The 24,174-nt window shown below is 58.8% G+C and carries 31 protein-coding genes; all 31 read right to left on the bottom strand.

All coding sequences use genetic code 11. From position 1 onward, the window contains the following. Position 1 precedes the first annotated feature (1 nt). Positions 2 to 487, bottom strand: coding sequence for a hypothetical protein (locus PFY00_RS17925; RefSeq protein ID WP_271433974.1), 486 nt, complete (start codon positions 485 to 487; stop codon positions 2 to 4). A 4-nt stretch (positions 488 to 491) separates the two neighbouring features. After that, on the bottom strand, positions 492 to 797 hold the full coding sequence (gene nuoK / locus PFY00_RS17920) for an NADH-quinone oxidoreductase subunit NuoK (protein WP_271433973.1): 306 nt from the start codon (positions 795 to 797) through the stop codon (positions 492 to 494). 90 nt (positions 798 to 887) lie between these two features. Further along, complete coding sequence (locus PFY00_RS17915) at positions 888 to 1,490, bottom strand: NADH-quinone oxidoreductase subunit J (RefSeq protein ID WP_271433972.1); 603 nt, start codon at positions 1,488 to 1,490, stop codon at positions 888 to 890. Then, the gene (locus PFY00_RS17910) at positions 1,487 to 1,891 is read right to left on the bottom strand and encodes a carboxymuconolactone decarboxylase family protein (RefSeq protein ID WP_271433971.1); all 405 of its coding nucleotides are present in this window, start codon (positions 1,889 to 1,891) and stop codon (positions 1,487 to 1,489) included. Before PFY00_RS17910 ends, PFY00_RS17915 begins: the two co-directional genes overlap by 4 nt. Then, positions 1,888 to 2,382: an NADH-quinone oxidoreductase subunit NuoI gene (nuoI, locus tag PFY00_RS17905; RefSeq protein ID WP_271433970.1), complete on the bottom strand. Its 495-nt coding sequence runs from the start codon at positions 2,380 to 2,382 to the stop codon at positions 1,888 to 1,890. The genes PFY00_RS17910 and nuoI overlap by 4 nt, the downstream gene beginning before the upstream one ends. Before the next feature lie 5 nt (positions 2,383 to 2,387). Continuing rightward, a complete protein-coding gene (gene nuoH, locus PFY00_RS17900; protein WP_271433969.1) occupies positions 2,388 to 3,425 on the bottom strand; it encodes an NADH-quinone oxidoreductase subunit NuoH in 1,038 nt (345 codons plus the stop codon). 7 nt (positions 3,426 to 3,432) lie between these two features. Continuing rightward, complete coding sequence (locus PFY00_RS17895; RefSeq protein WP_271433968.1) at positions 3,433 to 3,801, bottom strand: hypothetical protein; 369 nt, start codon at positions 3,799 to 3,801, stop codon at positions 3,433 to 3,435. Positions 3,802 to 3,845: 44 nt separating this feature from the next. Continuing rightward, positions 3,846 to 5,864 carry an NADH-quinone oxidoreductase subunit NuoG gene (gene nuoG / locus PFY00_RS17890; protein ID WP_271433967.1) on the bottom strand — a complete coding sequence of 673 codons (2,019 nt, stop codon included), beginning with the start codon at positions 5,862 to 5,864 and terminating at the stop codon, positions 3,846 to 3,848. Between the two features lie 263 nt (positions 5,865 to 6,127). Further along, positions 6,128 to 6,532 carry a DUF5333 domain-containing protein gene (locus tag PFY00_RS17885; RefSeq protein WP_271433966.1) on the bottom strand — a complete coding sequence of 135 codons (405 nt, stop codon included), beginning with the start codon at positions 6,530 to 6,532 and terminating at the stop codon, positions 6,128 to 6,130. A 105-nt stretch (positions 6,533 to 6,637) separates the two neighbouring features. Next, positions 6,638 to 6,982 carry a hypothetical protein gene (locus PFY00_RS17880; RefSeq protein WP_271433965.1) on the bottom strand — a complete coding sequence of 115 codons (345 nt, stop codon included), beginning with the start codon at positions 6,980 to 6,982 and terminating at the stop codon, positions 6,638 to 6,640. Next, a complete protein-coding gene (locus PFY00_RS17875) occupies positions 6,982 to 7,299 on the bottom strand; it encodes a hypothetical protein (RefSeq protein ID WP_271433964.1) in 318 nt (105 codons plus the stop codon). Before PFY00_RS17875 ends, PFY00_RS17880 begins: the two co-directional genes overlap by 1 nt. Before the next feature lie 149 nt (positions 7,300 to 7,448). Beyond that, a complete protein-coding gene (locus PFY00_RS17870) occupies positions 7,449 to 7,676 on the bottom strand; it encodes a hypothetical protein (protein ID WP_271433963.1) in 228 nt (75 codons plus the stop codon). Between the two features lie 14 nt (positions 7,677 to 7,690). Then, complete coding sequence (locus PFY00_RS17865; protein ID WP_271433962.1) at positions 7,691 to 8,173, bottom strand: DUF3291 domain-containing protein; 483 nt, start codon at positions 8,171 to 8,173, stop codon at positions 7,691 to 7,693. Continuing rightward, positions 8,160 to 8,477 carry a DUF5333 family protein gene (locus PFY00_RS17860; protein WP_271433961.1) on the bottom strand — a complete coding sequence of 106 codons (318 nt, stop codon included), beginning with the start codon at positions 8,475 to 8,477 and terminating at the stop codon, positions 8,160 to 8,162. The genes PFY00_RS17865 and PFY00_RS17860 overlap by 14 nt, the downstream gene beginning before the upstream one ends. A 188-nt stretch (positions 8,478 to 8,665) precedes the next feature. Continuing rightward, positions 8,666 to 9,001, bottom strand: coding sequence for a DUF5333 family protein (locus PFY00_RS17855; protein WP_271433960.1), 336 nt, complete (start codon positions 8,999 to 9,001; stop codon positions 8,666 to 8,668). 72 nt (positions 9,002 to 9,073) lie between these two features. Next, positions 9,074 to 10,375 carry an NADH-quinone oxidoreductase subunit NuoF gene (gene nuoF, locus PFY00_RS17850; RefSeq protein ID WP_271433959.1) on the bottom strand — a complete coding sequence of 434 codons (1,302 nt, stop codon included), beginning with the start codon at positions 10,373 to 10,375 and terminating at the stop codon, positions 9,074 to 9,076. Positions 10,376 to 10,378: 3 nt separating this feature from the next. After that, complete coding sequence (locus PFY00_RS17845) at positions 10,379 to 10,609, bottom strand: DUF5337 domain-containing protein (protein ID WP_271433958.1); 231 nt, start codon at positions 10,607 to 10,609, stop codon at positions 10,379 to 10,381. Between the two features lie 131 nt (positions 10,610 to 10,740). After that, positions 10,741 to 11,724, bottom strand: coding sequence for an endonuclease (locus PFY00_RS17840; RefSeq protein WP_271433957.1), 984 nt, complete (start codon positions 11,722 to 11,724; stop codon positions 10,741 to 10,743). Positions 11,725 to 11,753: 29 nt separating this feature from the next. Then, on the bottom strand, positions 11,754 to 12,977 hold the full coding sequence (locus tag PFY00_RS17835; RefSeq protein WP_271433956.1) for an NADH-quinone oxidoreductase subunit E: 1,224 nt from the start codon (positions 12,975 to 12,977) through the stop codon (positions 11,754 to 11,756). Positions 12,978 to 13,065: 88 nt separating this feature from the next. Further along, positions 13,066 to 13,368, bottom strand: coding sequence for a hypothetical protein (locus PFY00_RS17830; protein ID WP_271433955.1), 303 nt, complete (start codon positions 13,366 to 13,368; stop codon positions 13,066 to 13,068). Positions 13,369 to 13,516: 148 nt separating this feature from the next. Then, positions 13,517 to 13,867 carry a hypothetical protein gene (locus tag PFY00_RS17825; RefSeq protein WP_271433954.1) on the bottom strand — a complete coding sequence of 117 codons (351 nt, stop codon included), beginning with the start codon at positions 13,865 to 13,867 and terminating at the stop codon, positions 13,517 to 13,519. Continuing rightward, positions 13,864 to 15,081 (bottom strand): NADH-quinone oxidoreductase subunit D, encoded by a 1,218-nt coding sequence (locus PFY00_RS17820; RefSeq protein WP_271434026.1) that lies wholly within the window; start codon positions 15,079 to 15,081, stop codon positions 13,864 to 13,866. Before PFY00_RS17820 ends, PFY00_RS17825 begins: the two co-directional genes overlap by 4 nt. A 130-nt stretch (positions 15,082 to 15,211) precedes the next feature. After that, positions 15,212 to 15,820, bottom strand: a complete 609-nt coding sequence (locus PFY00_RS17815) for an NADH-quinone oxidoreductase subunit C (RefSeq protein WP_271433953.1) — start codon at positions 15,818 to 15,820, stop codon at positions 15,212 to 15,214. Between the two features lie 12 nt (positions 15,821 to 15,832). Next, positions 15,833 to 16,366: a NuoB/complex I 20 kDa subunit family protein gene (locus PFY00_RS17810; RefSeq protein ID WP_271433952.1), complete on the bottom strand. Its 534-nt coding sequence runs from the start codon at positions 16,364 to 16,366 to the stop codon at positions 15,833 to 15,835. Further along, entirely contained in the window at positions 16,357 to 16,722 is a 366-nt protein-coding gene (locus PFY00_RS17805) for an NADH-quinone oxidoreductase subunit A (RefSeq protein ID WP_271433951.1), read from the bottom strand. Before PFY00_RS17805 ends, PFY00_RS17810 begins: the two co-directional genes overlap by 10 nt. A gap of 812 nt (positions 16,723 to 17,534) precedes the next feature. Then, positions 17,535 to 18,317 carry a crotonase/enoyl-CoA hydratase family protein gene (locus tag PFY00_RS17800; RefSeq protein ID WP_271433950.1) on the bottom strand — a complete coding sequence of 261 codons (783 nt, stop codon included), beginning with the start codon at positions 18,315 to 18,317 and terminating at the stop codon, positions 17,535 to 17,537. Positions 18,318 to 18,347: 30 nt separating this feature from the next. After that, a complete protein-coding gene (locus PFY00_RS17795; protein ID WP_271433949.1) occupies positions 18,348 to 19,208 on the bottom strand; it encodes a hydroxymethylglutaryl-CoA lyase in 861 nt (286 codons plus the stop codon). Between the two features lie 42 nt (positions 19,209 to 19,250). Then, the gene (locus tag PFY00_RS17790; protein ID WP_271433948.1) at positions 19,251 to 19,919 is read right to left on the bottom strand and encodes a glutathione S-transferase family protein; all 669 of its coding nucleotides are present in this window, start codon (positions 19,917 to 19,919) and stop codon (positions 19,251 to 19,253) included. Continuing rightward, positions 19,916 to 21,865 (bottom strand): ATP-binding protein, encoded by a 1,950-nt coding sequence (locus tag PFY00_RS17785; RefSeq protein ID WP_271433947.1) that lies wholly within the window; start codon positions 21,863 to 21,865, stop codon positions 19,916 to 19,918. The genes PFY00_RS17790 and PFY00_RS17785 overlap by 4 nt, the downstream gene beginning before the upstream one ends. Then, a complete protein-coding gene (locus tag PFY00_RS17780) occupies positions 21,858 to 22,367 on the bottom strand; it encodes a thermonuclease family protein (protein ID WP_271433946.1) in 510 nt (169 codons plus the stop codon). The genes PFY00_RS17785 and PFY00_RS17780 overlap by 8 nt, the downstream gene beginning before the upstream one ends. Positions 22,368 to 22,512: 145 nt before the next feature. Then, positions 22,513 to 24,111, bottom strand: coding sequence for a carboxyl transferase domain-containing protein (locus PFY00_RS17775; protein WP_271433945.1), 1,599 nt, complete (start codon positions 24,109 to 24,111; stop codon positions 22,513 to 22,515). Positions 24,112 to 24,174: the final 63 nt, after the last annotated feature.

The following is a 24,174-nucleotide window of genomic DNA, read 5'->3' as shown; positions in this document are numbered from 1 at the left end:
GTTAGTCTTCCTTTTCAGAGCTGAGGCCGGTTTTCCCGCACCCGCAATAGGCATTCGGGCCGTTTCCGTCTTCGAGCTGGCTCAGATAAGTATCGAACCGGGTCCAGCGATCACCGAACACTTCGGCAAGCGCATCAACATTGGTCGCACCGCGTTCGACCAGGAAAGGCCGCAGTGGCGGACCCTCCAGATCGTCATTCCATTCTTCGGTCCAATTGCTGCGCACTGGCACAAGGATCGAACGGTTCGCATCACAATCGACAACCAGCGTGCGTTCAAAGCTGCCGCAACCGTGATACTGAGAAATGCTTTGCGCCATCAGCCCATTGTCGAGGCGATACGGCGCCGAGGCATGCACCGGAAAAGCGCCGCCGGCATGTTCAAACGAACAATCCGAACCAACCTGCATGGGTTCATCAGCAACAGGGTTCATCGCGCCGGTACAGAAAGCGACGAACATGTTGGTGATGACTACGGCGTTCCACATGACGTCAGCCCTTCATCACGTTGACGTCTTCGACCGCGATCGTGCCGCGGTTGCGGAAGAAGCAGACAAGGATCGCAAGGCCGATCGCCGCCTCGGCGGCGGCAACGGTCAGCACGAAGAGTGTGAAGACCTGCCCTACCAGATCGCCAAGGTAAGACGAGAAGGCCACAAGATTGATGTTCACCGCCAAGAGCATCAGTTCGATGCTCATCAGCAGGATGATCACGTTTTTACGGTTCAGGAAAAGCCCGAAAATCCCGATGACAAACAGCACCGCTGCCACCGTCAGGTAATGTTCAAGTCCGATCATCTTGTCGTCCCTCCGGGCCGCGCCCGTTTAGTCTTGGATCTTGCGCCGCCTGCATCAGGCAACGCGGGTCTTTTCATATCGCGCCGACGCTCAGAGCCCCTGCCCCGGCTTGACGTCTTTCAGTTCCATCGCCTTGGCCGGATCACGCATCATCTGGGCAACCACGTCCTGACGCTTGACGTCGCTGCGGTGGCGCAGGGTCAGAACGATGGCACCAATCATGGCTACCAGCAGGATCAAGCCTGCCAGCTGGAACAGCAGGAAATACTGGTCATAGAGGATCAGGCCCAAGGCTTCTGTATTGTGCCGGTCCGTCGGTGTTGGCTGGGCAAGCTGACCAGCGGCCAGATCACTGCTTTGCCATGCGCCAAAGGCAATGGTCAGCTGCATCAGGATCACGAGGCCGATCAGCAGGGCCAAGGGCATGTATTTCGCCATCTCCGCCTTCAGCTCGGCAAAGTCGACATCCAGCATCATCACCACAAAGAGGAACAGCACCGCGACCGCGCCCACGTAGACGATGATCAGAAGCATCGCGACAAATTCCGCCCCAAGCAAAACGAACAGGCCCGCCGATGACAGGAAGGCCAGGATCAGCCAGAGCACCGAATGCACCGGGTTGCGGCTGACGACTGTGAACAGCCCGCCTGCAATGGCGCCAAGCGCAAACAAATAGAAGGCGAATGCGATCATGTCTCATCATCCTTTGTCTCATCCATGACGTCGCGGGCGATTTCCATCGCGCGGGTCATGGCGGGAATGCCGGCGAACATCGACATCTGGGCGATGGTCTCGGCGATCTCTTCTTTGGTGGCGCCAGCCTCAAGGGCGTGACGCACTGTCATACGCACGGGCGCTTCGGCCTGTGCCCCCTGCATCGTCAGCCCGGCCAGCGTCAGCAACAGGCGGGTCTTGGCATCAAGTCCGTCCTTGGACACCCCTTTGCCAAACCACATTTCCATGGCGTCTTTGGGCATTGTGGGCCAGAGCGCTTCGAACCCCTTGGGATCAAACGAAGTCATGGCAGGATTGAAGGCTTTCGCCATCTCCTGCGCCTGCTCCATCATCAGCTCAAAGGGGGTCTTGCTGGTCATCGGTACGGCGCATCCAGTTCGAGGTTGCGGGCAATCTCGGCTTCCCAACGGTCGCCATTGTCCAGCAGCTTTTGCTTGTCGTAGTACAGCTCTTCGCGGGTCTCGGCCGAAAACTCGAAATTCGGGCCTTCTACGATGGCATCCACAGGGCAGGCTTCCTGACAGAAACCGCAGTAGATGCATTTGGTCATGTCGATGTCATAGCGCGTCGTGCGGCGGGAGCCGTCATCGCGCGGCTCGGCATCGATGGTAATGGCCTGCGCCGGGCAGATCGCTTCGCAAAGCTTGCAGGCGATGCAGCGTTCCTCGCCGTTGGGATAACGGCGCAGCGCGTGTTCACCCCGGAAACGCGGGCTCAGCGGGCCTTTTTCGTGCGGGTAGTTCAGCGTGGCCTTGGGGGCAAAGAAGTACTTCAGCCCCAGCTGAAAGCCTTTGACGAAATCCGCCAGAAGAAAGTACTTGGCCGCGCGTCCGTAATCGATATTTGCCATCTGTCTTACCCTCCCACAGTCCAGCGCGCGTAAGCGCCGAAGAACCAGTCGAATTTGGCCGCGAAGGCTACGAAGACTACCCAGACAAGGCTGAAGGGCAGGAAGACTTTCCAACCCAGCCGCATCAGCTGGTCATAGCGGTAGCGGGGTGTGATCGCCTTCACCATCGCGAAGATGAAGAAGAAGAACGCCATCTTGGCCACCATCCACAGCGGGCTGTCCGGCAGGAATGGGATCGGCGACAGCCAACCGCCAAAGAACAGCAGCGTGGTCAGGGCGCACATCAGGAAGATGGCGATGTATTCACCGGCCATGAACAGCAGGAACGGTGTCGAAGAGTATTCCACCTGATAGCCGGCCACCAGTTCCGATTCCGCTTCGGGCAGATCGAATGGCGGGCGGTTTGTCTCAGCCAAGGCGCTGATAAAGAACAGGAATACCATCGGGAAGTGCGGCAGCCAGTACCAGCTGAAGAAGCCGTAGGCACCATCCTGTGCATTCACGATCGCGCCAAAGTTCATCGACCCTGTCGAAATGATCACACCGATGATGATCAGGCCGATCGAGACCTCGTAGGAAATCATCTGCGCCGCCGAACGGAGCGAGCCGAGGAACGGATATTTGGAGTTTGACGCCCATCCACCCATGATCACGCCGTAGACTTCCAGAGATGAGACCGCAAAGACATAGAGGATCGCCACGTTGATGTCCGACACGACCCATGTGTCGTTGAACGGGATCACCGCCCAGGCCAGCACCGCCAGCACAAAGGACGCCATCGGCGCCAGCATGAAAACGGTCCGGTCTGCACCGGCCGGGATCACCACTTCTTTGACCACGTATTTCAACGCGTCGGCCACCGTTTGCAGCAGGCCGTAGACCCCCACAACGTTCGGACCGCGCCGCATCTGAACCGCTGCCCAGATTTTGCGGTCGCCGTACACAAGGAACAGCAGGCTGACCATGACGAAACCCAGTACCGCAAGGCATTGCGCCGCTACGATCACCAGGATGCCCAGGGGGGTGCTTAGAAACTCTGCCATCAGGTCCTCATACCATCGGTATTCCGTTCTCAGCGCAGGCCAGCGCGACCACTTCGGCGTCTATGGTCTTGAGCCCACGGGGCAGCGCCGCCGAGATGGTGTAAACCGCATCTCCACGCCAGAGGCCACCCTCTTCGTATACATTTGTGCGCAAATGCCGCGCGAAACCGTAACCGCGGATCAATGCGTATTGCGCGGCTGCGCATTCTGCATAATTCGCGACGTCTTCATTGCCACGCGCACCGCGCATTTCCACTTCGAATTGCACCAGATCACCGTCCAGCAAGCGGGTGTTGATGCCTTCATACACCGGCACAAAGGGGCGTTCATCCTGCGCGCCCGGTTCGGGCGTGCAGGCCGCAACGGCACTGGCCATTGCCAGCGCCAGACCGGTTATGAACAAGCGCCCCGTCACCCGGATTACTCGGCCGCGATCTGATCAGCGGCGCGCGCCTTGGCGCCCCGTGACAACTCGGCCATCAATTCGGATGCCCGTGCAATCGGATTGGACAGATAGAAATCCTTGATCGCGTAGCGGAAATCAGCCTTGCCAAGCTTGCCTGCGGCTTCCGCCTGCCAAGCGTTTTCCGGCACCTCATCGATCTTGGCCAGATGCGGTACCTCTGCCACCAGAGCCTGACGCAACTGCGCGATGCTGTCCCAAGGCTGCTGCGCCCCGACCTCAGCCGACAATGCCCGCAGAATGGCCCAGTTTTCCTTGGCCTCGCCGGGGGCAAAGCCCGCGCGGATTGCCAATTGCGGCCGCCCTTCGGTGTTTACGAAAAGTCCGGTTTCTTCGGTATAGGCAGCGCCCGGCAAGATCACGTCAGCACGATGCGCGCCGCGATCCCCGTGGCTGCCCTGATAAATCACAAAGGCACCCTCACCGATCTCGACCTCATCAGCGCCAAGATTGTAGATCACATCCGCATTCTGAATGGCGTCCATACCGCCATCATTCACAGCACCCACATCCATCGCACCGACACGGGCAGCAGCGGTGTGCAAAACCATGAACTTGCTCTGGCCCGCTTCGGCCGTGGCCATCGCCGTACCCAGAACCGCCGCGCCATCTGCTTCGGTCAACGCACCCTGCCCGACAATCATCACACCGGGAACGCCGTGTTTGTCGGAATGATCCATTTTGGCCAGCTCGGCCAAGGCGTTACGGCCCGTGCCCAGATGGATATAGTCATACGTGAGGTCAACAGCGGGACCAATCAGAGCGACTTTCGCGCCTGCGGCCCATGCCTTGCGAATCCGCGCATTGAGCACAGGCGCCTCTTCACGAGGGTTGGTGCCGATGAGCAGGATCATCTTGGCGTCGTCAATGTCCTCGATGCAGGCATTGCCCACATAGCCAGAGCGATTGCCGGCTGGCAGCTTCGCGCCATCCGTACGGCTTTCGACAACGCCGCCCTGCCCTTCGACCAACTGCTTGAGTGCAAAGGCCGCTTCGACAGGGGCGAGGTCACCGACCAAGCCACCCAGCTTGGACGCGCCTTTGATTGCATCGGCGGCCTTGCCCAACGCTTCGGGCCAGCTTGCGGCTCGCAGTTTGCCGTTTTCACGCACATAAGGGCGATCGAGTCGCTGGCGGCGCAGCCCGTCCCAGACAAACCGTGTTTTGTCGGAAATCCACTCTTCGTTCACGCCATCGTGGTTGCGCGGCAGGAACCGCATCACTTCTCGGCCCTTGGTGTCCACACGAATGTTGGAACCAAGCGCATCCATCACGTCGATGGATTCTGTCTTGGTCAGCTCCCATGGGCGTGCGGTAAAGGCATAAGGCTTGGAAACCAGAGCGCCAACCGGGCACAGGTCAATGATATTGCCCTGCATGTTCGAGTTCAGTGTCTCGCCCAGATAAGATGTGATCTCCGCATCTTCGCCGCGACCGGTCTGACCCATCTGCGTGATGCCCGCCACTTCAGTGGTGAAACGAACGCAGCGGGTGCAAGAAATACAGCGCGTCATGTGCGTCTCGACCAGTGGGCCAAGATCCAGATCGGTTACTGCGCGCTTCGGCTCGCGGAAACGGCTGAAGTCAACACCATAGGCCATGGCCTGATCCTGAAGGTCACATTCGCCGCCCTGATCGCAGATCGGGCAATCCAGCGGATGGTTGATCAACAGGAATTCCATGACGCCCTCGCGGGCTTTCTTGACCATGGGGCTGTTTGTCTTGACGACTGGCGGCTGGCCTTCCGGGCCAGGACGCAAATCGCGCACCTGCATCGCACAAGAGGCCGCAGGTTTGGGCGGACCGCCCACCACTTCCACAAGGCACATGCGGCAGTTGCCAGCAATTGAAAGCCGTTCGTGGTAGCAAAAACGCGGGACTTCGATCCCCGCCTCTTCGCAGGCCTGGATCAGCGTCATTGCGCCGTCCACCTCCAGCTCATTGCCGTCGATGATGATCTTGCGTGTATCGGACATGCCCGAGCCCTTCGTTTCCCATAGCTCGCACGGCCTCGCGAAAGGGCCGCGGTCGCGCGCGTTCTAGCGCGGCTGGCGTCGCGATGCCAGATCATAACGCCCGAATAATGGGGAAAAATCGACGCGGAAGCAGTGATTTACATGCATCTCAATGAATGTGACTTGAATTTAAAGCACTTCGGTCATGTCCCTTGACCAAAAACAGGAACGCCGCCTGAAACTATCGTTACAGGCGGCGCAACTTTCCATCAAAATGGACGACCTCAGCGCAGCAAAATACCAATCGAGGTTGCTTTGGCCATTTGCTTTTTGCCAAAGCTGCAAAGCTGCGCGGTATCAGAGGCGGTTACGCCCTGACTGGCCAGATATGCAGTCGCTTTTTTGCGCATCCGCTTCTTTTCCGATTTGGATGTCACGTAGTCTTCGATCTCATCGTCGGAATAGCCCATGTCCTTGGCCCGTGATTCCAACGCGTTCACAACCGACAACGCCTTGATCATTCGCGCGCGGATGTCATCGCACCGTTTGCGGATTTCGTCAGCGATCGCCACAGCCATCAAACCATCGTCGATCTCGGACACCTGGCTAAGCGGTGGTTTGGCTGATGCCGGCGCTGCCAAAGCAAGACTCAGAGCCGCGGCAGCAAGAACAGTATTAACAAGGCGCATAGTTGGCCCCTTTTCACCAATTTTCATTGAGCTTTAGATGCAGCAAGGCCCCTTGCTATGCAATAACAAGGGGCCAAGAGTCTGAAAACAGGCGGAAATCCCGCATTACTGATCGATGCAGCGCCCCATGAGGGTGATCTTGTCATTGTCCACCGCAAGCGCGTCAGCATCGGTGTCAGGCCCAACCGTCCACTCGATCTCGGAGGTTCCATAGTATTTGATGCAATGCTGCACGCCCTGATGCGCCGCAGCCTGAATTGCACCGTCCAAAGACGTGGAAACAGGGCCTGCCGTGGCGATGAAATAGTCACGCTCTTTGCGATTCTCAGCCTTGGCGCTGCCGCGATAGACATTGTTTTCGATTGTCGTGCCGCGCTTCACCAGCCCAAGGCGTTCGCAGCCTGCCAGCGCGAGGATCATCGCAACTATTGTGATCGATCGGGTCATCATCACTGACCTCCCATGCATAAAACTTCGAATTGGATAGCAAAGGATTGCGTCTTTGCCACGATTGTTGAGAGCGCGGTACCGCCTCGGCAACCTGCGGCGGCAGCAAAATGGCCTGCCGCGACTTGCTGCGCACCGGTCGGAGCTGTGCCAGTCTTGGTGCTGACCGCCACGAAGGCTTGGGTCATTGCCGTTCCGTCCTTCATCGGTGCCAGTGCCTTGCGCTGGACTTCGCCACGAAAGGCGCTCGATTCCACGATTTCGGCATAAGCAGGTGAAACGGCACTCAGGGTCGCCACGAACAAAAAAACGTGTCTCATCGGTCTCGTCTCGCTACAGCCAAAATGCTTGGTATCAAATTACGCCTATCCTCTTGCCTCAAAGGCCCAAGGTCAAGCGTGCAGCACATCTGACCCGCATCTCAGACGAAGGCCTGTTGCGCAAATTGCGCGACTCGGTCCGTTTTTTTTCAACCCTGAAGCGGCGGTATCCCCTGCCAAGCTTTGGACAAAAACGCCAAAACCACAGCCGATGTGACCAGCACCAACGCGACGATGCAGGCGTAGACCCATGTCGGCGCAATGCCGATAGAAATGGCTAAATGCGCATACCAGCCGGGAACAAATCCGGCGGCTGCGGTAATCAGGGCCGCAATTAAGCTCAGGACTCCTGCCCAGATTCGTTTAACAAACGTCATCGTTACCCAACCTTTTACCTATCCAACGGCTGCGCCGTTGCTGTCGCATCGGCCTTTCTGGCCATAAGCCAGTCCCAGCCAAAGGCATCCTCGCTATCGCCGTTCCTGCGCAGCTGTTCAAGCTTTTCCATCGCTTCGTCCAATGTTGGGCGATGTCCCTCCGGCACCCACCACATAACGAAGTGGCGTTGCTCCATCTTTTCGAACCAATTGGCCCGACGTTTGAAGAACCGGCTGTGCAAGGTGTTCCAGACAAAGTGTTCAAGGCTTGCCACATCCTCCCAGACCGTCAAATTCGCGACCATCTGTGGATCTTCATCAAGACAGTTCTCGGTATTTCCCGTTCCCGGCTCGCCCGAACCTTCCATCATCCAGACAAAACCGGGGCTGCGCTTGCCAATTCCGTTGACCCGATCAAGGCTGTCCATGAATTCCGCAACCTTGGGATCATCCGTGGGGGCGATCAGCCGCCCGATGTTCAATTCAGCTAGATGCATTGTCCGGAACCCTCAACATGCGCCCGATCGGTGTTCTTTGCGTTATTTCAGAATGCCCGGCGTCACAAAACCGGGTAATCGGACTCGCTGCGCTCAGGCCGTACTTGCGCAAGAACTCTTCTTGAAGCGGCTGATATCGCTCTGGTGCAATCGGGGAAAACTTGTTTTGAAGATCGCGGGCGTGGTGGCCGCGATCACTCATGGCGGCATAGGCCGATGACCGATGTCGGTCGATGCCGGGATGATGCTTTTCCAGATCCCCGCAATTGTCCGCCAGCATAAAGGCCATGTGTTCTTGAAACATGTGCTCAACCCATACATCGGGATATGGCACCCTGCCCTGTGCAGCCGCACAAACAGGCAACAGACAGGTGAAAACCACTGCTGGAGTCAGATTTCTGAAAAAACCGCGCATGTGGTGTTCTCCCTTATGTCCTGAACCGCAATCACGGCCGTGAACTGGCAACGCACCAAGATCGCAGGACACTTCAGTCAGTTGCGTTCCAGAAACTGCCCGACCAGATCATTGGCGCCAACAACCTTGCGTCCATGACCGCACAAGGCGCGTTTATCCGCAAGCGATGCGCCCACCCCGGCCAAAAGCTGATCCGTCGCCTTGGCCAGGACCCCGGCTTTGGAATAGTAGACGAGCTTGAGAACCGCCTGCCTGCGAAAACCCTGCCGTTTCAACGTTTTCGAAGCAGATTGCAGAAAATCTGCCTCGGACTGACCACCAACCAGTCCGATCCCGTCGCAGTCGCGCGCAATGTGGATCGCAGCCGAAAGCGCCGCCGCGCCCATCATCGGATCCTGTTTGGCCTGTGCCATCATCGGAGACAGCAACAAGCCAACACTGAAAGCAATTGCAACAGATACGCGCGGGCCGGTTGTCACGGCAGTTTACTCGGCAGCGACAGCGGCGCTGATCCGGCCAGCCTGCTGCGCCTTGATACGGTCTTCGATCTCATCGCGGAAATTGCGGATCAAACCCTGAATTGGCCAAGCCGCCGCATCGCCAAGCGCGCAAATGGTGTGACCTTCGACCTGCTTGGTCACGTCCCAAAGCATATCGATCTCTTCCGGATCCGCTTTACCCTGAACAAGACGGTCCATGACGCGCATCATCCAGCCTGTGCCTTCACGGCAAGGTGTGCACTGGCCGCAGCTTTCGTGCTTGTAGAACTTGGACAGTCGCCAGATCGCCTTGATGATGTCAGTTTGTTTATCCATCACGATAACCGCAGCCGTGCCGAGACCCGAACCCAGTTCACCGCGCAGATAGTCAAAATCCATGATTGCGTCGCGCATGTTTTCGCCGCGCACACAAGGCACCGATGATCCACCCGGGATCACAGCCTTGAGATTGTCCCAACCGCCGCGGATGCCGCCGCAGTGCTTTTCGATCAGTTCTTCGAACGAGATCGACATCGCCTCTTCGACGACACAAGGATTGTTCACATGGCCCGAAACCGCGAACAGCTTGGTGCCCGCGTTGTTCTGACGGCCAAAGCCCGCGAACCACTCGGGGCCACGGCGCAGAATGGTCGGAACCACCGCAATCGATTCAACGTTGTTTACCGTGGTCGGGCAGCCATACAGACCCGAGCCTGCCGGGAATGGCGGCTTCATCCGTGGCATGCCTTTCTTGCCTTCGAGGCTTTCGAGCAAGGCGGTTTCTTCGCCGCAGATATAGGCGCCCGCACCATGGTGCAGGTACAGATCGAAATCCCAACCGGACCCGGCTGCATTCTTGCCCAGAAGGCCCGCATCATAAGCTTCGTCGATTGCGGCCTGAAGCGCTTCTTTTTCACGGATGTATTCGCCGCGAATGTAGATGTAGCAAGCATGGGCCTGCATTGCGAAACTGGCGATCAGGCACCCTTCGATGAGCGTGTGCGGGTCGTGCCGCATGATTTCACGGTCCTTGCAGGTGCCCGGCTCGGATTCATCGGCGTTCACAACCAGATAGCTGGGGCGACCGTCGCTTTCCTTGGGCATGAACGACCACTTCAGACCGGTTGGAAAGCCGGCTCCGCCACGGCCACGCAGACCGGATGCCTTCATCTGGTCAATGATCCAGTCGCGTCCGTTCTGGATGATCTTTGCCGTTCCATCCCAATGGCCACGCTTCTTGGCACCCGCAAGGGTGCGTTCGTGCATGCCATAAAGGTTGGTAAAGATACGATCCTGGTCTTGCAGCATAGCCTAGTCGTCCTTGTGTTCCTGGCTGTCGCGCCAGATCCCGTATATCTTCCAAATGGCCAATCCGAACCCGGCCAGAACAGCCAGATCGAAAAAGGCCCGCGTGCGCTGGGGCCAACCCAACGAACCGCCCAGTGCCGTGATCCCGATCCAGCCGATGCCAAGACCTGCGATCAGCAAGGCAACCTGCCTGCCGCGTCTGGCCCTGTCTTCTGCACCGTCGTTCTTCGACATCCTGCGCCTGCGCCTATCAAACCAATCCGCCCTCGTTCAAGAGGACGTGGGGCCGCACAATGCCACCCCACTCTATTTTTCTTGGGCTTGCCGATCAGTTGAACCGGCAAGCCAAGTCTCAAAACTCCGCGTTAGTAGACGTTGCCGCCTTCTACACGCTTGGAGAACTCCGTTTCACCGCCAGCAGCAAGGATCTTGGCTTGCTCGACCCACTTGTCACGGGTCACACGGCCACGGAAGCCTTCGAGGTTCGCGTCAACCCAAGCGACTTCGTCTGCCGTCCAGTTGGCGATCTGGTCAAAGTGGTAAAAGCCCAGCTTGTTGCAGAGTTTTTCTAGCTTGGGGCCGATACCCTTGATTTCCTTCAGGTTGTCGGCGCCGCCATCCCGAGGGCCGTCCAAGGTTGTTGGCTTCGAGCCTTCGTTGCGACCTTCGATAATACCATCGCCATCGCGATCCACTGTGTCATCGCCCGCATCAACAGCAGGAGCCGCTGCCTTGGCCTCTTTCGCCGCCTTCTTGGGTTTGTCAGCCTTTGCCGCCTTTGCGGGTTTGTCGGCTTTCGCCTTGGCCGCTTTTGCTGGTTTCTTGGCCTTGGCTTCCTTGGCTGGTGCAGCGTCTTGCTGCTCTCCTTCGTATTTCCAAGTACCCTTGCGAGAGGCAAGGTCTTCTTCACCCGCCAGACGCGCAGATGGCTGTACCGAAACCTCGGCCGCTGTGTCTGCCGATGATGCCGCCGTATCAGCCGCTGCTGCCGCAGAACCAGATGCATCCCCCGCATCTGCTGCCGCTGCATCCGCATCACTTGCCGAAGCCGAAGCACTTGCACCGGCCGCTGCTGCTGCACCGGCTGCCGCTGTTGCGCCAACGGCGCCAGCCGCTGCCGAAGAGCCACTGTTTACGCCAGAAGCTTCACCCGGCGCGGGCAAAGACCGGCAAAACAAGAAGCTAAAGAGAAGCCCCAGAACCACAAACAGCACTGCGCCCGCAAAAAGGGCCTGAATAAAGCGCCAATCACCAAGTACCATAAGCAGGATGAATGCGAGCAAGCCAACGCCCGCCGCCAAAGCCCAGCTGCCGAGTGTGCAGCTCATACCACCATTATCATTACTCATTCTGTCACTCCCTCACCGTGTTGAGACTGTCATTTGTCGTAGACATTACCTTTTTTGACACGGGTAGAGAACTCTGTTTCGCCGCCAGATGCTAGTACTTTGGCCTGATCGACCCATGAATCGCGGCTAACGCGACCTTTAAAGCCCTCAAGATTGGCGTCGACCCAAGCAACTTCGTCTGCGCTCCATTCAGCGATCTGGTCGAAATGGTAGAAGCCCAAGCGGTTGCAAAGCTGTTCCAGCTTGGGACCGATACCCTTGATCCGCTTGAGATCATCAGCCTGCCCGCCGCGTGCTTTCTTGAGCGCGGCAGGTTTGGTTCCGCCCTCGACAGGCGCGGCAGGCTCGGCCTTGGCCGCCTTGGGCGCAGGCTTCTTGGCGACCACTTTCTTGGCCGTCTCCTTGGCAGGCTTGGCCGCTGCCTTGGTGGCTTTGGGCGCCGCCTCTGCCTTGGCTTTGGGCGCTGCTTTGGCTTTGGTCTTGGCTTTTGACTTTGGTGCGCTGGCGCTGTTGGCCGCACCGTCGCCGGCTGCGCCGCCTTTAGTCATGTCTGACCAATTCGCCTTCAGAGCGACTTCGGTACCGTCGATCCGCTTGACCGTATCACCGATGTCAGAGGCCAACTGCGCCGAGGCATTCAGCTTGATCGAGCCGTTGACGAACTCAGTCAGTGAAGTGATGCCGGAAGCAGGCTCAGAGGCAAAACGCCCGTTCTGAGGACCAACCTGCGGCACGTCTCCACGCGCCAGCGCGTCGAGCAGATCGCGCAGTTTGTCCGTCGTCAGGTCTTCATAATAATCTTTGCCGATCTGCGCCATCGGAGCGTTGGTGCAGGCCCCCAGACACTCGACTTCTTCCCACGAAAACTTGCCGTCCGCGGACAATGCATGCGCCTTGTCAGCGATCTTTTCGCGGCAGACAGCGATCAGGTCCTCTGCTCCACAAATCATGCAAGAGGTCGTTCCGCAGATCTGGATATGTGCAACGCTGCCAACGGGTTGCAGTTGGAACATAAAGTAAAAGGACGCCACTTCGAGCGCACGCATATAGGCCATGCCAAGCATGTCGGCCACAGCTTCGATCGCCGGGCGGGTCAGCCAGCCCTCTTGTTCCTGTGCGCGCCAAAGCAGCGGAATAATCGCGCTGGCCTGACGACCCTCGGGATACTTGGTGATCTGGGCCTGTGCCCAAGCAAGGTTATCCGGGGTGAAAGCAAAGCTTTCGGGCTGTTCGTGGTGCAAACGGCGCAGCATCGTCGTGCTCTCCAATTCATCGGATCACCGCATCAGGCGGAGACCACTTCGTCATTTGTCCTGCCCCGGCAGACGGAGCGCTAAAGTATCAGGCCTCGGCAGCCGGTGCAGCGGGCGCGCAGTTGCCTGTGATCAGCTTGACGCCACCGCTTTCCAGAGCGACCGCCTCTTCGAGAGCGACCTTGTACTGGGCGACCTCGATCAGCTTTTCGCGGGTCAGACCTGTCTGCAGTTCCACAGGCAGGTAATGCCGTTCGCTTTCCAACGTGCAACCGATAGAGGCCACCGCATTATCAAAGGCAGCCAGATCCTCTGGTGTCACATCCTTTGGCGGCAATACGCATCCCGCGAGCAGTGTCAGCGCCGTGCCGGCCAGCATCATCTTTTTCATCACAAGTCCCTCCATTCCGAAGCGCGCAGCTGCATTTTGCATGTCTGCGCGGAACCACTCATAACACAACACTGAGATGCCCGTTGGTGCCGGCATCCACTGCCTGCGCGCCGCCCGGTTCCAGTGGCAGCGTGCTGCAGCGACTTGGTTACTTGACCCGCACCCAAGCGCACTCTGATTTTCCGCGAACCATCATGGCCCGCTTGTTCTTGCCCTGCCCCATCACGAAGTAAGGTTTGAAATCGTCCATCGACACCTTTTCCTTGCGCTTGCATCGCTTGGCGTCTTTCTCGGCTGACTCGAAGGTGTTGTACATCACCGATACGGCCAGACCATCCGAAGGCTTTTGCAAAGAAGGGTTGCGCAGTTTGGCAAAGAGGTCCTTGTACTTGGCCTCATACATACCTTCGCAAACCGATGCCTTGAGCAAGCACACATCTTTGGCCGCCACCGGGGCGCCCAGCAGTGCAATGCAAAACGCAATCGCCGCCGTTTTCATCGGTCGATCTCTCCAAACACAACGTCCATGGTGCCGATGATCGCCGCAACGTCGGCCAACTGGTGGCCGCTGGCGACGTGGTCCATGGCCTGCAGATGCAGGAACCCCGGTGCGCGCAGTTTGGCGCGGTAAGGTTTGTTCGACCCATCCGCCACGAGGTAGACACCGAATTCACCCTTTGGCGCTTCGACTGCCGCGTAGACCTCACCCTCGGGCACGTGGAAGCCTTCGGTGTAGAGTTTGAAGTGATGGATCAGCGCTTCCATCGAGGTCTTCATCTCGGACCGCTTGGGTGGTGTGATCTTGCCACGTGCCAGAACATCACCCGGCCCCTCGGCCCGCAGCTTTTCGATGGCCTGATGAATGATGCCCAGCGACTGGCGCATTTCTTCCATGCGCACCAGATAGCGGTCAAAGCAATCGCCATTTTTGCCAACCGGGATCTGGAAGTCGAATTCGTCGTAGCATTCATAGGGCTGCGCGCGGCGCAAATCCCAAGCAAGGCCAGAGCCACGCACCATGACGCCAGAGAAGCCCCAATCGTTGATCTCTTCTTCGGTGACCACGCCGATATCGCAGTTCCGCTGCTTGAAGATGCGGTTTTCGGTCAGCAGCCCGTCGATATCCGAAAGAACAGCAGGGAATTCCTTGGCCCATGTCTCGATGTCATCAATCAGGTCATCGGGCAGATCCTGATGCACACCGCCGGGGCGGAAGTAGGCCGCGTGCAGGCGCGCGCCGCAGGCGCGTTCGTAAAAGACCATCAGCTTTTCACGCTCTTCAAAGCCCCAGAGCGGCGGCGTCAGAGCGCCCACGTCCATGGCCTGCGTGGTCACGTTAAGCAAGTGGTTCAGAATGCGGCCGATTTCCGAGTAGAGCACCCGGATCAAGCTAGCGCGGCGCGGCACTTCCACTCCCGTCAGCTTTTCGATGGCCAGACACCAGGCGTGTTCCTGATTCATCGGCGCCACGTAATCCAGCCGGTCGAAATACGGCAGATTCTGCAGATACGTCCGGCTTTCCATCAGCTTTTCGGTGCCACGGTGCAGCAGGCCGATGTGCGGGTCGCAGCGTTCGACGATTTCGCCGTCAAGCTCCAGCACCAGACGCAAAACCCCATGTGCCGCAGGGTGCTGCGGGCCGAAGTTGATGTTGAAGTTGCGGATTTTCTGTTCGCCCGTCAGAGCGTCTTCGAAACCTTTGGAGCCGTCCATCATTCGAACCTCCTAGCTAAACAAAGCGGCCGCTTTGCAATCCTGTAGACCGACCCGACGAGCACTGGGCCGACCAATAAAGTCGCTAACACCAACGGGGCGATGATAAGCAGCGGACCAAGCGGCGATATCATGCCTTCTCCTCGGTCTTCTCATCCCCCGGCAGCACGTATTGCGCGCCCTCCCAAGGGGACATGAAATCAAACTGGCGGTATTCCTGAACGAGGCTGACCGGCTCGTAGACCACGCGCTTTTGCGCCTCGTCATAGCGTACTTCGGTGTAGCCCGTTGTCGGGAAATCCTTGCGCAACGGATAACCGCGGAAACCATAGTCCGTCAGAATGCGGCGCAGGTCCGGGTGGCCCGAGAACAAGACACCGAACATGTCGAACACTTCGCGCTCAAACCAGTTGGCTGACGGATGCACGGATACGATTGACGGAACCATATCCTCTTCGCGGACCGATACGCGCAAGCGAATGCGATGGTTCTGGTACATCGACAGGAAGTGGTAGACCACGTCGAACCGTTTAGGCCGCTCGGGGTAATCGACCCCGGTAATGTCCACCAGTGTCGAAAACTTGCACGTCCGGTCAGTCTTTAGAAATTCGACGAAACCGCGGATATTGGCCGGAGCCACATCAACATTCAGTTCACCATGCGTGACATCCCAGCCAATAACGCAATCGGGGCGCTTCAGCTCAATATGGGTGCCGAGTTCCTTGAGCGCTTCAGTCATGCCATCGCCTCCTTATCGAACCAGCGTACCGGTACGGCGAATTTTCTTTTGCAGTGCCATGATGCCATAGAGCAGCGCTTCGGCTGTGGGTGGGCACCCGGGCACATAGACATCAACCGGCACGATCCGGTCGCAGCCGCGCACCACGGAATAGCTGTAGTGATAGTAGCCGCCGCCATTGGCGCAAGACCCCATGGAAATCACGTAACGCGGCTCTGGCATCTGGTCGTAAACCTTGCGCAGCGCCGGAGCCATCTTGTTGGTCAGCGTGCCGGCAACGATCATCAGGTCCGACTGACGCGGGGAGGCACGTGGCGCTGTGCCAAAGCGTTCCATGTCATAGCGCGGCATGGCCGTATGCATCATTTCAACTGCGCAGCATGCCAGACCGAATGTCATCCAGTGAAGCGAGCCTGTGCGCGCCCAGTTGATGATGTCTTCGGTCGACGTCAGCAGGAAACCTTTGTCCTGCAACTCGCGGTTCAGGTCCTGGGTGGCAACCTCGCGGTCAAACCCGGCCGTGTTGGCTCCGGTCATCACTCCCATTCGAGCGCTCCCTTCTTCCATTCATAGGCAAAGCCGATGGTCAGCACGCCAAGGAACACCATCATCGACCAGAACCCCACCATGCTTACGTCCTTGAAGGCGACAGCCCAGGGGAACAGAAAAGCAATTTCCAGATCGAAAATGATGAAGAGGATCGAGACCAGATAGAACCGGACATCGAACTTCATCCGCGCATCGTCAAAGGCATTAAACCCGCATTCGTAGGCCGACACTTTTTCCGGATCCGGGTTTCGAACCGCGATGATGACGGCAGCAAGGATCAGGACAAGCCCGAGCCCGATTGCAATGGCCAAAAATACGAGAATGGGAAGGTATTCCCTGAGCATCTCTTCCACGACAGATGGCTCCCTTTTGAATGGCGCGCAGAGCGCACCTGTTGGCTGAGTTGTGACTTATCCTTGTGACGCCGAAGGGTCAACAAGCCGAAAACATATTCATTCCCTGCAAAATGTTGTCCTCTGCCCCGGGTTTCGGGGGAATATGTTATTGATTTGCAGAGGGATAACAGCCGCCGCAGCGCACGGAATGCATATCTGGCCGCGCGGATGGGTCGCGCTGCATTTGATATATTTGTGAGCAAAGGAAAACGGCCCTACGCGATGCGCAGGGCCGATAACGAGTCATGTGAGTCTGGCTTGCCGGAGCGGCCGTTCTATCGCCTATGGCGCGGTCAACACCTTGCGCAACTGCCAAAGCTCACCTTGGTCGGGTTTAACATACGCGCTGGCCTGGTTCTGTTTCCGGGCTCGCGCGATGCTGTTGGAATCAAGATCTGCCTCTTCGAGCATTTGTTGAATATCCTGATAGTCGACCCTTTTCGCCACATCTGCCGATGTCTCGGTGCAGGCTTCGTGGGTCTGAACACGCTTTGCTTTCCTTTTCTCAAAGAAAGACGTTCCGCGTCTGCGTGTAAATCTGGATAGTCCGATCTTGATCATCGCTCGTACCTGACTGTCTCTTCTCAAGCATCCCCGCTTGCCTTTTCAAGATACCTGTCAGGCTTTGGCGCTGCATCAACGCATCAGACTTGGGAAACGCGCGATGGTCTGAACAAACTACCCGTTCGGATTACATGCGCATTCCGGAATGTACATTTTGGCCGCTATAAGCATTACTTTTAGGGCCTCTGTTCACAGCACCGTAAGATTTAACCAGCCCACGGCGCAGGTCGTTTGTCGAAAAACGCAGCGATTCCATCGCGCGCTTCGCTGGTTTCCCAGCGCTGTGCCAGCGCATCAATAGCAAGATCGACATGTTCCTGAGTTATCCGCCCTTCCAGCATGCGCAAGAGCGCCTTGGCTTCAGACACCGCGCCGGGAGCGCAGGACAGATAGGGCGTGATCGCTTCCTCGACCGCATCATCGAGATCCACTGCCGCAACGGCACGGGTCAAAAGGTTCAGGCGCACAGCTTCGCCCGCATCAAAGAGCCGCGCATTCATAAAAACCTCTCGAGCGCGGGTGCCACCCATGCGGGCAATGACATAGGGACCGATGTTCGCAGGAATGAGACCGAGCTTTGTTTCGGTCAGCCCCATCTTGATGCCCGCGGCGCCCAGCGCCACGTCGCAGACCGAGGCCAGTCCAACACCGCCCCCAAAGGCATTGCCGTGAAGGCGCCCGATCAAGGGTTGCGGCAGTTCATACAGCGCCATCAGTGCGGTCGCGATGCGCGCAGATTCAGACCGTCTCGTGTCAGCGTCCATGGCCATCTGATCGCGCATCCATGCAAGATCGCCCCCGGCACAGAATGTCTTGCCGCGCGCGGCCAGGACCACCACCCGAACATCGCTGTCCTGTGCCAAACGCCGCGCCGCCTCTTCCAACTGCGTCATCATATCGGCCGACAGAGCATTGTGCTTGTCTTCACGCGCCAGCCAAAGCGTGGCAACGCCGCGCGCATCGATCTCGGTTTCAATGAATTGGGTCATTGTCTATCCTCAGAATATCAAACGAAAGGATCATTCACTGCTGCTGCGCATTGCCTGCGCGCGCGCCGCTGCACGCTCTAGAACGGCGATGTTCAGCCCGGTTTCGTATCCCATTTGCTCAAGACGCCGGTGCACGGCTTCTGTCGCCACATTGCCCGCCGCCCCCGGCGCATAAGGACATCCCCCAAGACCACCGACCGCAGCATCAAAAACCCGCACGCCGTGCTGGAGTGCCACTTCAATGTTGTCCAACGCTCGCCCTGAGGTGTCGTGAAAATGCCCCGCCAGCTTTTCAGCGGGAATGACAGCGCCCACGGCACCGAGCATACGGTCAACGGAATCGGGATGGGCGCGGCCTATCGTGTCGCCCAGACTGATCTCGTAGCAGCCCATGTCCAGCAAGGCCCGGGCGACCCGCGCGACCTGCGCCGGTTCAACCGCGCCGTCATAGGGACATTCCACCACACAGGACACGTAGCCACGCACCGGCACTCCGGCATCTCGGGCCGCAGCAGCGACGGGTGCAAAGCGTTCCAGGCTGTCGGCTATGCTGGCGTTGATATTGGCCTGTGAAAACCCTTCGGACGCCGAACCAAAGATTGCCACTTCGTCTGCCTTGGCCGCCAAAGCCCGCTCCAGACCTTTCATGTTCGGGGTCAGCGCCGCATAGCGCACACCCTTGGCCCGGCGAATGCCAGACAGAACCTCGGCACTGTCCGCCATCTGCGGCACCCACTTGGGGCTGACAAACGACGCGCATTCGATCCGGGAAAAGCCCGCATCCGACAAGCAATCGACCAAAGCGATTTTGTCCTGCGTCGCGATATGAACCGCTTCGTTCTGCAAACCGTCCCGCGGCCCGACTTCAAAGATTTCCACTCGCTTGGTCATGCGCCTGCCTTTTGTCGTGGGTTGCGTTGCTGAAGTGACCTGTCAGCTTTCGGGAACAGGGTAGAAATCCTGTTGGTAGAACCGTTGCGGGCCTTCGCGTTCGACAGACCGCTGAAATGCAGGCCGGGCCTCCATCCGGGCCTTGTAGGCCTGCAACTTCGGAAATTCGGCCAAATCCACATAGTAAGGCGCGGCAAACAGGTTAAAGCCCATCATGATGTCCGCCGCCGAAAAGCCACCCTCCAAGAGCCACGGGCTGTCTCCCATCCGCGCCTCCATGCCCCCTAGTGTCTGGCGCAGCCGTGCGACGGTCAGTTTAACAACGATTGGTGATGGTTTTGCCGGAGGCCGCAGAAACACCATCTGAAGGTTCAGATTTTCGATCAGGCTCGCCATGGTTTCGGCGAAATGGATCCACTGCAGATAAGCCGCCCGTTCCGGATTTCCGACTCCGCGCCCCAACTCGGGCGCTTCGGACTCGACCAGATACTCGATGATGGCGCCGCTCTCTGCCATCTCAAGTCCATCCCATTCAATTGCCGGAATACGCACGCCGGGCGACAGACGCGGCAAATCCCCTTCGCGCATTGCCGGGGTGCCGATCTGATACTCGCTGATCTCAAGCCCACCAAAGTGATCGATGCCGATCTCTTCGAGCAGCCATAACACCCGGAAAGACCGACCGTATTGTACGTGATGCAAACGGATCATGCTGTCGTCTCCTCTTCGCTTTCCAACCGGATCAATGCGGCCCCTGCTTCAACCTGCGCGCCCGCTTCGGTCAGCACCTCGGCGATGCGTCCGGCCCGTGCCGCCACCATCGTGTGTTCCATTTTCATGGCCTCCAGAACCGCCAATGGCATGCCCTCTTCCACCAGATCACCTGCAGACACATGGACCGCCACAACCTTGCCCGGCATCGGCGACAAGGTCAGTCCGTCCCCTGCCCCGGCCTCGGATTGACGCGCCAGCGGGTCGGGAACGTCAAAACAGACGCCATAGTTTGCAAACACCGTGATCTGCCCGTTCTCAAGGTGAACTGCAGCCCCGGCTTTGCCATCCAGCCACCACGCGCCGTTGTGACGCTCGACCGTGACCGATGTGCCATTCACTACAACCGCGCCATTGTCAGGCCCGGTCATCTGCAAAAGGCATACAAAGGTCTGATCCCCAAAACTCAGAGAAACGCTTCGATCCAGCGGAGCCCAAAGGGTGAAACCTGCAAAAGGGTCAGCCCCTTCATCCAGTCCGGCCACGGCCAGCGCGGCACGCGCCACCATGGGCGCCTCGATCGGCTGAGCTTTCGTCAATTCTTCGAGATCGCGGGCAATCAGCCCTGTGTCCACCTCGCCGCGGGAAAACCCGTCATGCCGGGCCAAAGCCCCCAGAAAGGCCAGATTTGTCACCGTCCCGGCGACCTGTGTCTGCTCCAATCCCTTGGCAAGCCTTTGCAGGGCCACTGCCCGCGTCGGGCCATGCACGATCACCTTGGCAATCATTGGATCATAGTGCGGCGAGATCACATCCCCTGAGCGCACACCGCCGTCAGCCCGCACATCGGACGGAAAGCCAAGATGCGCCAGACGGCCGGTGGCCGGCAGGAAACCGGCCGGGACGTCTTCGGCATAGAGCCGCGCTTCAAAGGCATGACCATTGATCGAAAGATCCTGCTGCCGCGCGGGCAGCGGATCACCCGCGGCTACGCGCAATTGCCATTCGACCAGATCAATACCGGTAATCGCTTCAGTGACGGGATGTTCGACCTGCAGGCGGGTGTTCATTTCCATGAACCAGAACCCGTCCGTGCGCAGCCCGTCCGAGCCATCAACAATGAACTCGACCGTGCCAGCACCTTTGTAACCGATCGCCTCGGCCGCTCTTACCGCCGCGGCGCCCATTGCATCGCGCACATCCTGCGGCATGTCAGGCGCCGGTGCTTCTTCGATCACCTTCTGGTGGCGGCGTTGAAGCGAACAATCGCGCTCAAACAGATGCACCGCTGTTTCACCGTCGCCAAAGACCTGTACTTCGATATGGCGTGGGCTTGTGATGAATTTCTCGATCAGGACCGCATCGTTGCCAAAGGCGGTGCGGGCTTCGGCCTTGGCCCGCTCCAACGCATCATCAAAAGCATCTGCCTGCTCCACCAGCCGCATGCCCTTGCCGCCGCCGCCGGCAACAGCCTTGATCAGCACCGGATAGCCGATGTCTTTTGCGGCTTGCGCCAGAACGCCAGCATCCTGATCCGCGCCGTGGTAGCCCGGCACGACCGGCACCCCGGCCTCTTCCATCAAGGCCTTGGCCGCATCCTTAAGCCCCATGGCCCGGATCGCGTCTGCCGAGGGACCAATGAACACGAGACCAGCAGCTTCGACCGCCTGCACGAAGTCAGGGTTTTCAGACAAAAATCCATAGCCGGGATGGATTGCCTGTGCGCCCGTGTCCAGCGCTGCCTGAATAATGACATCGCCGCGCAGATAGCTTTCCGAAGGCGCAGCGCCACCGATGCAAACCGCTGTGTCGGCCATCTGGACGTGTAGCGCGTCGCGGTCAGCTTCTGAGAACACAGCCACACAGCGCGCACCCATCCCCTGCGCCGTGCGCATGATCCGGCAAGCGATCTCGCCCCGGTTTGCAATCAGGATCATGTCAAACATATCTGCTCTCCTTGCCGGCCGGCCCTACGCCCGGCGCCATCTTCTGCCCCAGACGGGCACACCAGTCAGGTCTCGCGCCGCCCGCATAGCGAACAGCCAAGCCTTCCCGAACCAAGGTGTCGGCCACATCCACGTGGTTCACCCAAAGCTGCATCAGCGGGCGGCGGTATTTGTCCACGCCGACGCGGTCCAGCCGGGTCTCTCCGCTTGCCACAAGGGCCCGTAGCCTCTGCGTCGCACGATCTGCCAGAGCAGCCTCGGCCGGGCATCGCGCACGGCTTTTGCTTTCTGGCGTGTCGAACCCTTGCAGGCGTGCGGTGATTTCCCGCCCAGTGCCACAATCCAGCGCAACAGTGTCCCCGTCGTAGACATAAGTGATGGCACAGCCCGGCCCTGCGGGAACCCGGCCAAACAACTGGCCACCCTGCGCGGCGACCAGCCCCATCCATCCGCCAATTGTGACAGCTGTCACCACCACAGCCCTCAGCACCAGTTTCAGCATGGTCTTTGCCTTGCACAGGCTGATCTGGCCCGGTCTGACCGACGAAACACTGCGCCCTCCTTGCTCGGATCCGAAAACCCACTGAAGCGCTTGGCAAACTTGCCAACACAGGGGATTGCCGCCCCGGATCTGTGCGGAGCCTGCCTCACATCCGGAACACGCCAAAGCGTGTCTCCTCGATCGGCGCGTTCAGTGCAGCGCGCAGGCTCAGCGCGAGAACATGGCGGGATTTGCGTGGATCCACGATGCCATCATCCCAAAGCCGCGCTGAAGCATAAAGCGGATGGGACTGACGCTCGAACATGTCGATGGTGGGCTGTTTGAAGGCAGCCTCTTCCTCTGCCGACCATGTGCCGCCCTTGCGCTCAATCCCATCGCGTTTGACCGTAGCCAGAACGCCAGCAGCCTGCGGTCCGCCCATCACGGAAATGCGGCTGTTGGGCCATGTCCACAGGAAACGCGGCTGGTAGGCGCGACCGGCCATACCGTAATTGCCCGCGCCAAACGAGCCGCCGACGAGAACAGTGATCTTGGGCACAGACGTCGTCGCCACCGCTGTCACCAGTTTGGCCCCATGACGGGCGATCCCCTCGTTTTCATACTTCTGCCCGACCATGAAGCCGGTGATATTCTGCAAAAAGATCAGTGGAATGCGCCGCTGCGAGCAAAGTTCAACGAAATGCGCGCCTTTTTGCGCGGCTTCCGAAAACAGCACACCATTGTTGGCGATGATCCCCACGTCCATGCCTGCCAGCCTTGCAAAACCGCAGACCAGCGTCTCACCAAACCGGGACTTGAATTCATCAAAATAAGAGCCGTCCACCAGACGGGCGATGACCTCGCGAATGTCATAAGGCGTCCGCAGGTCGGCTGGTACGACCCCCAGCACTTCGTCCGGATCATAGGCCGGGTCTTCACCGCTCAGCGCACCCGCCCCCGGCGCGCTGCCCAATGACCGGACAGCCCGGCGCGCCAAGGCCAGCGCATGTCCATCATCTTCTGCCAGATAGTCCGCAACACCGGACAAGCGAGTGTGTACGTCGCCGCCGCCCAGCGCCTCGGCGCTCACGATCTCGCCGGTCGCCGCCTTGACCAAGGGAGGGCCTGCCAGAAAGATCGTACCCTGTTCCTTGACGATAACCGTGACGTCGGACATCGCAGGCACATAGGCGCCGCCCGCCGTGCAAGACCCCATCACAACAGCGATCTGGGCAATGCCCTTGGCGCTCATCCGGGCCTGATTGTAGAAAATCCGCCCAAAGTGATCGCGGTCCGGGAACACCTCGTCCTGATTGGGAAGGTTCGCGCCACCACTGTCGACCAGATAGATACACGGCAGATGGTTTTCCTCTGCGATCTCCTGCGCGCGCAGGTGTTTCTTGACCGTCATCGGATAGTAGGTGCCACCCTTTACCGTGGCATCGTTGCATAAGACCATGACCTGCCGCCCATGAACCAGTCCGATGCCGGCGATCACCCCGGCGCAGGGCGCGGCCCCGTCATACAGTCCATGGGCCGCCGTCGCGCCCACCTCCAGAAACGGTGAGCCGGGATCGAGCAGATTGGCCACCCGGTCCCGCGGCAGCATCTTGCCCCGGCTCAAATGGCGTTCGCGGGCGCGTTCACCGCCGCCCGCCGCGGCCTGCATTGCCGCCTCTTCGATTTCGGCCAACGCGGCCAGATGCGCCGTCTGGTTGGCCCGAAACGCCTCTGACGTCGGAATGATCTGCGACTGAAGTTTCATGCCGCTTGCTCCTTTATTTTCGATACGCTGCTTTGAAGGGCAAAGGCGTTTCGCTGAAATCTC

Source organism: Thalassococcus lentus (assembly GCF_028023555.1).
Lineage (GTDB): Bacteria > Pseudomonadota > Alphaproteobacteria > Rhodobacterales > Rhodobacteraceae > Thalassococcus_A > Thalassococcus_A lentus.
This window is presented reverse-complemented; position numbering and strand designations above follow the sequence as displayed.